Genomic DNA, 13,062 nt, shown 5'->3' on the forward strand with positions numbered 1-13,062 from the left:
ATTAGAATTGATTTCTATAATGAAGTTTAATTTGCGGCAACTCTTGTTATTTTGGCACCAATAGCACGTAATCTTTCATCAATATTTTGATATCCGCGATCTATTTGTTCAATATTATGAATTGTGCTTGTACCGGTTGCAGATAATGCTGCTATTAAAAGTGAAATTCCAGCTCTAATATCAGGTGAAGTCATTACAGTAGCTTTTAAACTTGACTCATGATTCATTCCAATAACAGTTGCTCTATGAGGATCACAAAGTATTACTTTTGCGCCCATATCAATTAATTTATCAACAAAAAACAATCGACTTTCAAACATTTTTTGATGAATAAGAACACTTCCTTTAGCTTGTGTTGCAACCACTAAAATGATACTCAATAAATCTGGAGTAAAACCTGGCCAAGGAGCATCTGAGATGGTTAAAATTGAACCATCAATAAAATTCTGAATTTCATAATTTTCTTGTGCAGGAATAAAAATATCATCGCCTCTTTTTTCTAAATTAATTCCTAATTTTTGAAAAACCCGCGGTATTAAACCTAGATTTTCCCAACTTACATCTTTAATAGTAATTGAAGATTTGGTCATAGCTGCCATTCCAATCCAGCTACCAATTTCAATCATATCAGGTAAAATTCTATGAGAACAACCTCCTAAGTTTTTAACACCTTCAATTTTTAATAAATTAGATCCAACTCCAGTAATTTTAGCGCCCATACTATTCAACATTTTGCATAATTGTTGGATATATGGCTCACAAGCTGCATTATAAATGGTGGTGATTCCTCTAGCTAAAACAGCTGCCATTACAATATTTGCAGTTCCAGTTACTGAAGCTTCTTCCAACAACATATCTGTTCCTGTTAAATATTCAGCTTCAACACCGTAAAATTTCTCATCGGTATTATATCTAAACTTAGCTCCAAGATTTATAAACCCTTCAAAATGAGTATCTAACCTTCTTCTTCCTATTTTATCTCCTCCAGGACGTGGAATATAACCTTTTCCAAAACGTGCTAAAAGCGGGCCAACAATCATAATTGAACCTCTTAAAGAACTTCCGTCTTTTTTAAATTTATCAGATTCTAAATATTCTAAATCAATTTCATCAGCTTGAAACTCATAAGTATCAGCATTTAACTTGTTTACTTTAACGCCTAATTCCCCTAAAATAAAAATAAGTTTATTAACATCAATAATATCTGGAACATTGCTAATTGTAACCTTTTCTGGGGTTAAAATAACACTACAAATTACTTGAAGCGCTTCATTTTTAGCTCCTTGAGGTGTTATACTTCCATGTAATTTATGACCTCCTTCTATAACAAATGTTGACATTACTAATTAAATTTTAAATGATTATTGCTTTTTCTTTGGACGGTTATTGTTTTTTTTAGTATTTGTATTTGGTTTTCTTTTACGCATTAAATCTTTTACTTCAGAAAGATTTTCATTACGCGTATCCAAATCAATTTTACCGTTTGAAAGATCTTTTAAATGCTTAAAAATTACTTCATCATCAACAGTATCCTTATTCCAATTTAAATAGCATTTTTTCATGTGATTTGCAATTGCAAAATACAATGCTGTTCTGGCTTCACCTTCTTCCCATGTTAAAGCTGTATCAATCATTGTTTGAATGTTATTCCCGTAAAAACGGTATTTAGATTCGTAATTTGGATACGCTAAACGGTCTGGTTTTGCCTGCAAAACTTCTCTTTCTGGCTTTTCATAAGGGGATTCAACATCTAATTTAAAATCAGACATTATAAATAACTGGTCCCAAAGTTTATGTTTAAAATCTGGTACATCTCTTAAATGTGGCTGTAAATTTCCCATAACATGTACAATGGCTTTTGCCATTTTGTTACGCTCCTCAACATCTTCTAAAGCAATACAATGATCTACTAATTTTTGTATATGCCTTCCGTATTCTGGGATTATTAAATGTGGTCTTTCCGCATTATATTCTAAATCAAATTCCATATTTCTTTACTTCTTATTTTAATATTGCAAATTACAATATATAAATTGGTTTTACAATGTAATTATTTAGCTAATTATTGTCAATTTAGCAAATTGCAATAATAATTTTTTAACACCTACAGATGCAAATCTTATTTCTGCCTTTTGATTTGCTCCTGAACCTTCTAAACTTAAAACCTCTCCTTTTCCAAATTTAGTATGAGAAACAATGGCTCCAATTGAAATATTTGAATCAAATAGGTTGACTGGATTGCTAGTAGTTTTTACTACTTTTTTTAAGTTCTTGGGTGGTTGAAATTCAACTTTTTGAACTGAAGTTGGTTTTTGTGGTGTTCTTTGTATTGGTTTTTTAAAACGAATTCTATCTTGCGGAACACTCCCAAAAATATCTTCATTTATAAATTTATTTTGAACCGGTCTATGATTAACAATGGTTAAGTTTTCAATGTATTTTTCGTCAATTTCCTCTAAAAATCGGCTTGGTTCACAATCCACTAATTTCCCCCATCTATAACGCATTTGAGCGTGACATAAATAGGCTTGTTTTTCTGCTCTTGTTAGCGCAACGTAAAACAATCTACGCTCTTCTTCTAACTCACTTCTTGTAGTCATACTCATTGCTGAAGGAAATAAATTTTCCTCCAATCCAACAATATAAACGTATGGAAATTCTAACCCTTTTGCTAAGTGAATGGTCATTAAAGAAACTCTTGGTTTGTCATCTTTTGTAGCAACATCGCTACTGGTTTCTAACGCAGCAGTTTCTAAAAAATGTGATAAAGAATCATCTTCCAATTTCTCTTTTTGCTCTTCGGTAAAGTTTTTTACTTTGTTTAATATTTCTTGAACATTTTCTACCTTACTTACACCTTCTGGAGTGCCATCTTGCTCTAAATCTTTTATAAAACGTACTTGCTTTATTACAAATTCTGCCACTTCAAAGGCGTTTTTGGTTTGAGCTTCAATTTGAAAATGTTGAATCATAGTCACAAAATTGAGCAATTTTGTTCTTGTTCCTGCATTAAAATTTAAATCGTGCTGGTCTAAATTTTCTAAAATTTCAAAAATTGATTTTTTATAATGATTGGCTGCAACGGCTAATTTATCAATAGTAGTTGCTCCTATTCCTCTTGCAGGATAATTTATAATTCGCTTTAAAGCTTCTTCATCATTTGGGTTAATTAAAACACGTAAATACGCAACAACATCTTTTATTTCTTTACGTTGGTAAAATGAAATTCCACCATAGATAACATAGTCAATATCTTTTTCACGCAGCGCATCTTCTAAAGCTCTAGATTGGGCATTTGTTCTATATAAAATAGCAAAAGCAGAATTTTGTAATTGATCATTCATTTTATGATCAAAAATAGAATCGGCTACAAATCTTCCTTCGGTAACTTCATTTACAGTTTGCTTTACTTTTACTTTTGACCCTTCTTCATTCTCCGTCCAAATTTCCTTATCTAACTTGGTTCTATTTTTTTCAATCACACTATTTGCAGCTTCAACAATATTTTTTGAAGATCTATAATTTTGTTCTAATTTAAAAATTTGAACATTATCATAATCACGTTGAAAGTTTAAAATATTTTGAATATTTGCGCCTCTAAACGCATAAATACTTTGCGAATCATCTCCAACAACACAAATATTTTGAAATCTGTCTGCCAAGGCTTTCACAATTAAATATTGCGAATGATTTGTATCTTGGTACTCATCAACCAATATATATTTAAAACGGCTTTGATATTTAGCTAAAACTTGCGGAAAACGAGTTAGTAACTCATTGGTTCTTAACAATAAATCATCAAAATCCATGGCGCCAGCTCTAAAACAACGTTCTACATAATGATGATAAATTTCACCAACTTTTGGGCGTTGTGCCATTTTATCAGCTTCAATCAAATCTGGATTTCCAAAATATGCTCTAACCGTAATTAAACTATTTTTAAAAGAAGAAATACGTGCCAAAATCTGCTTTGGTTTATATTTTTCCTTGTCCAGCTCCATTTCTTTAATTATTGACGTAATCAAACGAACGGCATCTTGTGTATCGTAAATTGTGAAATTCTGAGGAAAACCAATATGATCTGCTTCTGAACGTAAAATACGAGCAAAAACAGAGTGAAAAGTTCCCATCCATAAGTTTTTAGCTTCCGAAGTACCAACAACGCTGGCAATTCTCTCTTTCATTTCTCGTGCAGCTTTATTGGTAAATGTTAATGCCAAAATATTAAATGAATCAACATTCTGATTCATTAAATGTGCAATTCTATAGGTTAAAACTCTTGTTTTACCGGAACCTGCACCAGCAATAATAATCATTGGGCCTTCTTTGTGTAAAACTGCTGCTTTCTGAGATTCGTTAAGTTCTTGTATGTATTTATTCACAGGAATTCTTTAAGGTTCAAAAGTACTATTCAAAATTAAGTTTGACAATAAAAGTTATTGACAATACTATTATATAACTATTTTTGGTTTTAATAGTTGTGTTATAAATACTAAAAATATTCCCAAAAACAAAATACCACTACAAGCTAAAAGCCACAAATTATAATTTGAAATTGGTTTAAGTTTTATTAAAATTAAAAATCCTTCACCAAACAATAAAAATTCTGTTAAAATAATGCCGCATAAAAATGTAGAAATTCCAATTTTTGATATAGTATTTTCCATAAATATCTTCCCTATCATACTCAATATCAATATTATAAAAACACTCATGAAAGCCAATGTAAATAAATGCAAATATCCAATTATAAAAAACGGTTTTAAGGCCAAAGATTTTTGAACAACATATGGAAATGCTGACAAAAATTGACTTAGAACCTTTAAACTATAAGCTATAATTAAAAATTTCAATAAAACTTTTGAAAGTACATTCCATTTTAAAGTCAAAAAAACTTGTTGAAGAATTTTAAATAAAAATAATAAGGAAATCAATTGTAAAAATGCAGCTGCAAAGCCAAAAATGTAAAAGACTGAAGAATTTGAGCTCCATAAAATGGATAAAAAATACGCAGGAATACACGCAACATTTAAATAGATAAAAAATAGTTTCTTATATTTTTCTGAAATTAATATTTGTTGATTTTCAAAAACCTTAAATAACAAACCGAAAAGTGCAAAAACAAAAAAACCATTGTATAAAAAATGTAAATAAAAATATATGGTGTTATAATATAAATCCGATTTTCCAATCTTAATAATTACAAATACTAAAAACCAAGTGGCTAAACTTGACAATAAGTAGTAATAAATACCAAATCGTAATAATTTATTTGAAGTATTTCCACCATTCAAATCACTTAACAAGTTAAATGACAACACGTAAGAAGTAATTCCAAAAACAGTTAATAATACAATTGAAAGTACTTTATAGCCACTTATAGGGAAACTAAAAAGCATTAAAAAAACGCTTAATATAATTATTAAAAGAGTTGTTTTATAAATAGGTTTACTCCTATTTTCATTTGAAATAAAGAACTTTAAAATTGCTCCAATTACAGCTAAATATCCCCAACCTAAAAATGCAACATGAGAATGACCTTGCACAAAATTTTTATAGGAAATTAATTGCGAAGGAAATACAAAATTCCATCTAATTAACAAACCCAAAAACGCTGATAATACAAACAATGAAATTGCTATTATAAAAATATTTTTTGAAATTAACTTTTGAAGCATCTTATTATTTTAATTCTACAAATAAACAAGAAAATCTATAATATTTAAGTGAATCACAAAAAAAAAGCGACTTCAAACTGAAGTCGCTTTTTTATAAATTATTTTTTTTATTTTGAAAAAGTGTAAGAAACACCTAACATAATCATATCCGTTGTCATTTCATAACCAACTTTAGTTCCAGGAACTGCTCCCAAAGGATTCGTTGGAGAAATAGCCATTGGATTTAACATTGTACCCTCTGTTTTACCACCACTTTCACCATGATGATAAACACCATTTAACATTAAATTATCTGTCATTGGGTAACTAAATCCAAATTGAAATGCATGTTTAATCACTGCTGTTGCTGGTAAAGAGAAAAACGCTAATTCTTCATCAATTGGGTTACTACTATAAGTATAACCAATTCTTAAAGGCAATTTTTCAATTCCTTTATACTGAATTCCAGCAGATAAAATTTGAATATTTTTCCATCCAAATCCATTTACAGCTCCAGTAGGATAACCATTGCTTGCCATTTGCCATCCACTAGCTTCAAAACCAGCTGTATTTTCATAATCAACTTGTCTAAAATCTAAAGCTAAATCAACAACTTTTGTTGAATACCCTAAACCAAAAGATAAAATAGCTGGGTAATCCATATTAAATGCTACATCAGGAGCAGCTGACCCGTCTAAATACGTGTTTTTAAATTCTAAATCATTAAATTTTTGAGCCGTTTTATATGAAGCTCCAAGTTTTATACCACTAGGTGAATTATAAAAAACACCAAATTGTGCTCCATAACCAATAGCTGAAGCTTTATCTGAAGTTGGGTATCCTTTTCCTGTTCCACCCATAGCCACTGGAAAATCAGGAGGTGAAATTGGGTTTGGAGCTAATTCTAATGCTGCATAATTTACAGTTGGCTGAATACCTATAGAAAAATTATCAGTAACTTCATAAGACCAAGCTAAACCAATTTGTAATAGCATATAATCCGATTCTAAATGACCAAAACCATTCATGTTTTGTGGAAAACTAATAGGGTTTGAATCATTGGGATTCCAAGAAGGATTTGGGTTATTATTAACATCCATAGGCAAGCTAGTTTCTTGAGGAAATGTAACTCCAAAACCACTAATTCCAAATGCTGAAGCTCCAAATGTATGTTTACTATCTTCTTTACCCCAAACCATAGCTAAAGCAGGCATTGGTGATACTCCTCTATCATCTTTTGTAATTCCAGAAACAGCTGGAGATGCTGGAGAACCAGGGCCAAATGCGTCAGCTGGCCACATCATCCCTGCAGGAATACTTGAACTTAATTCTGGAGAAGAAAAGAAAGCTCCAATATTAAAATCTACTATTTTATTATCAAATACAGAAATTGCTGCTGGGTTCCATTGTAAGGCTCCACTTATATCTAAAGGTTGTGCAGTTGCTGCTCCTCCCATAGACATATTTACAGCTCCTACACCTTGCATAATATGTCCTGCTTGTGCAAAAATGGCTGTAGAAAATAATAGTACTACAAATTTTAATAAATTTCTCATAATATAAATTTAGTTTAATTGATGTTTGTTTGAATTGTAACAATATTTACATATATATATTTTAGTAGTAAAATTGCTTATTGATAGCAAAATTAGAGCCTTTACAAATCATAATTAATGACAATTATCATTAAATTTCCACATCATTGTAACAATTGTTACTAGATACTTCAAAAAGAATTTTAAAAAAAATAATAGCAATTAATAAAACCAATTTAGCAAAAATGGTTTTATTCGAATAATTTATGAATGTTGTATTAAAATTGATAAATTTGATTTTCTCAATACATACATATGAAATTAGATCAAATTTTAGAATTACTAAGTTTTACACTTCCAGCAATAGTTACTGGAGCCGTTGCGTATTATTTTTTTTTAACACACACTAAAAGTGAAGAAGTTAAAATGAAATTATCTATGGTTAAAGCAAATAGAAAACAAGCCCTACCTGTTAGACTACAAGCTTATGAAAGAATGACTTTATTTTTAGAACGCATGAATCCTTCCAATTTGTTACTTAGAATTACATCTATAAATGATGACAAAAAAGCATATGCAACAAGTTTAATTAATACTATTGAACAGGAATTTGAACACAATATATCTCAGCAAATATATATTTCAGAAAAATGTTGGAGTGTTATTGTGGCTTCAAAAAATGCAACCGTTCATATTATTAAAAAAAGTTCTGATAATGAAACTATTAGAACTGCACAACAATTACGAGAGGAGATTTTGAAAATGGTATTAAACTCGTCATCTCCTTCAACTGCTGCCTTATCTTTTATAAAAGAAGAAGTAAGAGATTTTATATAAAAAAAAAGGCAGCAATTTAAAATTACCACCTTTTTTTCATATGTTGTTATATGATCTTAATTAAAATATATTTTTGAAGCTCCTATAGGTGCTTTAAATGTGTGAATCATTGTTTTACTAGTTAAACTATAAATATTTAAGTTGCTTTCTGCAGTGTAACTTGCATCAAGAGCGTATAAATTTCCGTCTTTAACTGCAATTTCATAAAGATTTCCAGCTGCAGTATCAATTAATTCTGAAACTGATAAAGTTGTTGAAGAGTCATTTATACTATAAATTTTACTTCCTAAATTATAGTAGTAATCATTTCCATCATAAGTTAAATTAGAAGGATATTGACCACCTCCAAAAGTTAATTCAGCAGAAATTTCGTTAGAGTTGGTATTGATTTTAGTGATAGATACAGGTGTTTTTTCGTTTGGAGTCCAATCGGCATTGTATGACAATGTAAGGCCTTCGCATAAAACAACTAAATTTCCAGCATTATCAATAAATAATTCATCAGGATTATCATTTACCGTAATTTCCATAACTGCATCAGTAGCAATAGTAATTACACTTACAATGTTATTAGTACTCCAAGCACCTTTATGAGAAACATATAACTTCCCATTTTCTGCAATAATTCTTTCAGGACCGTTTCCAACTGGTATTGTATTAATAACTTCGTACGTATTTAAATCTACAACAGCAATAAAATCATCAGAATCATCAGATGCATTTCCCCAGTTAGTAACGTAACCAACCCCATTATAAATCGTCATATACCTTGGTAATACCAAACCGGTTGTAATAACTCCTAATTTTTCAAATGTGTATCTGTCTGCAACAGTTATTGTATTTTGATTATCAACCACAATAAAAGTTCTTGTATCATCAAAAGCTAAAGATTGTAAAAAAGTTCCTAAATCACTGTTATTTACCTTTTTAAAAATTTGACTTTCAGTTGTTAAAAAATCATTGGAATAGAAATAAACCGACCCATAACCAGCTCCAGAACCTTCTCCGCTAACTAAAATACCGTTTTCATAATCTCCTTTAGGTAATTGAGGTTCATCATTATTACATGAGACAAACAAAACGCTTAATAAAAAAATATTAAGCAAAAATTTACTGATTTTCATAATTTAAAATTTATAGTTTATGTTAAAATTTAATGTTCTATTTGGCATTGGTCTGCCGGGTAATACTTGGTAAACTTCATTAAATAAATTATTAATTTTTAGTCCCAAGTCTAATTGGTTTTTAGTGTTTTTTATCAAATTATATGAACCTCCAATATTTCCAATAATAAAATAAGGAACTGAATAATCATTAGAATTATCTGTTGTTGTAAATATTTTACCATTAAATAAATGCTGATAAAACAACGATGTTTTTTTATATGAATACCCTAAATTTCCATTAAATAAGTGTTTAGGTACAAATGGAACCATTTCATTTGTTTTTTGATTTTCGGAAATTGTATAGCTATAGTTAGCATTAAACCTAAATTTATGTTCTATAACATTAATTTTAAATTCCATTTTTAATTCTAAACCTTTATTAATTACGTGATCAATATTTATTGGTACCCAAACACCAGGTCTATTAGGGTCTCCGTTTGGTGTCCAAACAATTTTATCTTTAGAATTAATATAAAAACCTCCTACATCAAGTTTTAATTGCTTGTTTTTAAATGCAATACCCATTTCTCCTTGTTCTGATGATTCTGGAATTAAGTCTTCATTTCCTAAAGTTGGCCAATATAAATCATTGTAACTAGGCACTTTATAATTGGTTGAACCATTTAATCTAACAAGAATATTTTTTATTGGTTTAAGATCGGCTCCAAAAGCAACAACCAAAGGCACTGTGTAATCTGAATTAAAATCTTTCCGAACCTTCGCATTAAAATCAATTTTATTTTTAAATTGTTGACTATATATAAAGGATTGAGAAAATTGTTTTCTGTTTTGCTTATCCATTTCATCGGTATACCCTATTGTTGACTCGTACTCAGAAAAGCTTTGAATATTAGATTTTCCAGAAATCTTATAGTTAACCGTATATTTTGAAATTAATCGTTCAGATTTACCAAAATTATAATTTGAAGTATTCTTATCATTAAAATATTGATATTCTTGGGTTAAATATGCCAAACTTAAAATTTGATTAAATTGATTTTTATAATAATTAAAATCAATTAAATTTCTGAAAGACAAATCTTTATATTTTTCCTTTGCTGATAATGGATTTGGTAGCTCACCTGAAAAATTTCGACTTCCGTTATAATTAGATGAATAAAAACTTACTTTACTAAACTTTCCAATTTTATACGCAAACCCCAAACTTAAATTGGTGTTTTTATAGTTTCCATTTTCATTTTTTAAATTGTAACCCAGCCATTTATAATCATTGTCAGATTGGTTATATGCTGCGCCAATTCTTAATGAAACTTTATCATTTCCGTAAGATAATTTGTATAAATTATGAAATGTATTATAACTTCCAACAGAACTATTTACCTGGTTTTCAAAGTGATTTCCAAAAGTCAATTGGTTATTTAAATGAATTGTTCCTCCTACTGCACCTGAACCAAATTCTATACTTCCTCCTCCACTTCTAATATCTATAGATTCAAATAAACTGACATTTATTGAATTAAATTCGGACTGTCCACTATTAATTGAATTTATATTTATTCCATTCCATACCACTGCGGTATTTGATGCATTTGTTCCTCTAAAGCTCACTGAACTGGTACCTCCGGCGCCATATTCCTTAATATAAATTGGAGAATTAAAACGTAATAATGATGAAAAAGACTCTACATTATTTATCAAAATTGAATCGTTTAAAGTCATAACTTTAAAACCTTTAGAATGCTTATTTAAAGTAATACTTTGAAGATTTACAACATTTAAATATTGTATACTATCAAGTTGTGAGTATCCATTGATACTAAACATTATAAAAAAACCTAGAAACCATTTATTTGTCATAATTACAACCCTTCTCCCGAAAGTTTTAAATTAATGATTAGGCAGGTCTCCTGGCTTGCGTATTGTTATTCACCTTCCCATTCAAAAAAAAAAATGAACAGTGGTACAAAGTTTAATAACAACCATCGATTATTCGACAAAGCTTACAGTTGCGGGAACAGCGTTGGAGTTTAACCAACTTCCCTTTTAACTTATTTATACGAAATATAAGTAAGAACCATAATCAACTGCAAAAGTAACTAAATAAAGATTAATTAGTACTATTATTTTTAAAAAATAGTACATTTGCAAAAAAATATAATTTAAATGAATTATTTTAAATTCACACTTTTAATTTTTATAATTGCCCTTGTTTCAATTTCTTGTAAAAAAGAATTAAGACCCTATAAAATAGAAAAAAATAGTGCTGCAAGTGGACTTAAATATGCTAAAGGTTTTGAAATTCAACATTTTAAAGATTATAAAAAAGTTATAATCAAAGCACCTTATAAAGGTGCAAAAGAAACTTTTGAATTCATATTAAGAACTTCCAAAACAACTGTTAAAAACGAAATTAATATTCCAATAAATTCTATTGTTGTTACAAGTACTACACACATTCCTTTTATAGAATTATTAAATGAGCAAGAAAAAATTGTTGGTTTTCCTAATACAAATTTTATTTCATCTCCAAAAACAAGAAAATTAATTGATGACAATAAATTAAAAGAATTAGGACATCCTGAAAACATTAATACTGAAACTTTGGTAGCATTAAATCCTGATGTTGTCATTGGATTTTCTTTAACTAGTAATAATAAAATGTTTAATATTATTGAACAAATTGGAATTCCTGTAATTTTAAATGGTGATTGGTTGGAGGAAACTCCGTTAGGAAGAGCTGAATGGATAAAATTTTACGGTGTACTTTTTAATAAGGAAAAAGAAGCTGATAGTATATTTAATTCTATCGAAAAAAATTATTTAGAAGCAGTAAAAATTGCTAAAAAATCTAAAGAAAAGCCTACTTTACTTGCAGGAGGATTGTTTAAAGATGTATGGTATTTACCTGCCGGAGATAGTTTTGAAGCTACTTTTTTAAGAGATGCTAATGTTAATTATTTATGGAATGAATTTAAAGGAAAAGGTAGTTTAGCTTTAAATATAGAAAGTGTTTTTGAAAAAGGTAAAAATGCTTCCATTTGGATATCACCTAGCTTTCATGAAAGCTTGAAAGAATTAGAAGAAACTAACGCTATATACTCACAATTTAAAGCCTTTCAAACCCAAAACATATACTCTTATATGAAAACTAAAGGCGCTACTGGAGGCATAATTTATTTTGAATTATCTCCTACAAGACCTGATTTTGTTTTAAAAGACTTGATCAAAATTGCACATCCCGAATTGTTAAAAGACTATGAGTTTACTTTTTATAAAAAATTAAATTAATTATGAAAAAATTACATCCAAAATCAACACTTGATGAATTATGCTATCCTTTTATTTATGAAGAGTCACTTTTATGTGATTATGAAATTTTAACAGATGACTTAACAAGAATGGTAGGTTGGGCAATTAATGATTTAGGTTTATTACGAAACTCTTATCCTGAAAACGATGATTTAAAAAGCCTTGAAATTGAATTAAATTGGTTACTACCAATATGTTATCATTTAAATGGTTCAATTAGAGGTAATTTGGCAATATGCGATAAAAATCATCTGCAATTATTACATTTTTATCAAGAAATAAAAAACAAAACTAAAAGTTCCATCAACGGATTTGTTTTACCAGGTGGCGTTTCTCCGGTTGGAATATTAAATAAATGTTCTTCCATGTGTAAACAAGCAATCCGATTAATGGTGTTAATTCATAATAAAGAGCAAAAAGAAGTACCTGAAATTTTACCTAAATTTGCGAATGTATTATGTAACTATTTTTTTTCTGCTACAATTTTAATAAACCAAATAACTGGATTTAAAGAAACTCCATTTGTAAGTAAAAGTTATAAGTAATTTATTAAAATAGACTTTAAATTACATTTTTGAAAAATATTTTTATAAACGT

At 29.0% G+C, this 13,062-nt stretch carries 10 protein-coding genes and 1 riboswitch; of the genes, 3 read left to right on the top strand and 7 right to left on the bottom strand.

Annotated features, from left to right (window positions below; all coding sequences use genetic code 11):
* Nucleotides 1–26 precede the first annotated feature (26 nt).
* From murA to JEY78_RS14455, 5 genes are all read right to left on the bottom strand, one after another.
* The gene (murA, locus tag JEY78_RS14435; RefSeq protein ID WP_291852908.1) at nucleotides 27–1,340 is read right to left on the bottom strand and encodes a UDP-N-acetylglucosamine 1-carboxyvinyltransferase; all 1,314 of its coding nucleotides are present in this window, start codon (nucleotides 1,338–1,340) and stop codon (nucleotides 27–29) included.
* 21 nt (nucleotides 1,341–1,361) lie between these two features.
* On the bottom strand, nucleotides 1,362–1,988 hold the full coding sequence (locus JEY78_RS14440; RefSeq protein ID WP_291852911.1) for a DUF4290 domain-containing protein: 627 nt from the start codon (nucleotides 1,986–1,988) through the stop codon (nucleotides 1,362–1,364).
* Between the two features lie 66 nt (nucleotides 1,989–2,054).
* Nucleotides 2,055–4,382: an ATP-dependent helicase gene (locus JEY78_RS14445; protein WP_291852914.1), complete on the bottom strand. Its 2,328-nt coding sequence runs from the start codon at nucleotides 4,380–4,382 to the stop codon at nucleotides 2,055–2,057.
* A 69-nt stretch (nucleotides 4,383–4,451) separates the two neighbouring features.
* Nucleotides 4,452–5,678, bottom strand: a complete 1,227-nt coding sequence (locus tag JEY78_RS14450) for a hypothetical protein (protein WP_291852917.1) — start codon at nucleotides 5,676–5,678, stop codon at nucleotides 4,452–4,454.
* Between the two features lie 107 nt (nucleotides 5,679–5,785).
* Complete coding sequence (locus JEY78_RS14455; RefSeq protein ID WP_291852920.1) at nucleotides 5,786–7,213, bottom strand: OmpP1/FadL family transporter; 1,428 nt, start codon at nucleotides 7,211–7,213, stop codon at nucleotides 5,786–5,788.
* A gap of 294 nt (nucleotides 7,214–7,507) precedes the next feature.
* Between JEY78_RS14455 and JEY78_RS14460 the strand changes: the two genes are divergently transcribed.
* On the top strand, nucleotides 7,508–8,029 hold the full coding sequence (locus JEY78_RS14460; protein WP_291852923.1) for a hypothetical protein: 522 nt from the start codon (nucleotides 7,508–7,510) through the stop codon (nucleotides 8,027–8,029).
* Nucleotides 8,030–8,085: 56 nt separating this feature from the next.
* Here JEY78_RS14460 and JEY78_RS14465 read toward each other — a convergent pair whose 3' ends face one another.
* Both JEY78_RS14465 and JEY78_RS14470 read right to left on the bottom strand, forming a co-directional pair.
* Complete coding sequence (locus tag JEY78_RS14465; RefSeq protein ID WP_291852926.1) at nucleotides 8,086–9,153, bottom strand: cell surface protein; 1,068 nt, start codon at nucleotides 9,151–9,153, stop codon at nucleotides 8,086–8,088.
* A 3-nt stretch (nucleotides 9,154–9,156) separates the two neighbouring features.
* Nucleotides 9,157–10,875: a TonB-dependent siderophore receptor gene (locus JEY78_RS14470; protein WP_291852929.1), complete on the bottom strand. Its 1,719-nt coding sequence runs from the start codon at nucleotides 10,873–10,875 to the stop codon at nucleotides 9,157–9,159.
* Nucleotides 10,876–11,035: 160 nt separating this feature from the next.
* Nucleotides 11,036–11,250, bottom strand: a riboswitch (cobalamin riboswitch).
* 69 nt (nucleotides 11,251–11,319) lie between these two features.
* Between JEY78_RS14470 and JEY78_RS14475 the strand changes: the two genes are divergently transcribed.
* Together JEY78_RS14475 and JEY78_RS14480 are read left to right on the top strand one after the other, a co-directional pair.
* Nucleotides 11,320–12,444, top strand: coding sequence for an ABC transporter substrate-binding protein (locus JEY78_RS14475; RefSeq protein ID WP_291852932.1), 1,125 nt, complete (start codon nucleotides 11,320–11,322; stop codon nucleotides 12,442–12,444).
* Nucleotides 12,445–12,446: 2 nt separating this feature from the next.
* A complete protein-coding gene (locus JEY78_RS14480) occupies nucleotides 12,447–13,010 on the top strand; it encodes a hypothetical protein (RefSeq protein WP_291852935.1) in 564 nt (187 codons plus the stop codon).
* Nucleotides 13,011–13,062 lie beyond the last annotated feature (52 nt).

The sequence above is a fragment of the Lutibacter sp. genome (assembly GCF_016342705.1).
GTDB lineage: Bacteria > Bacteroidota > Bacteroidia > Flavobacteriales > Flavobacteriaceae > Lutibacter.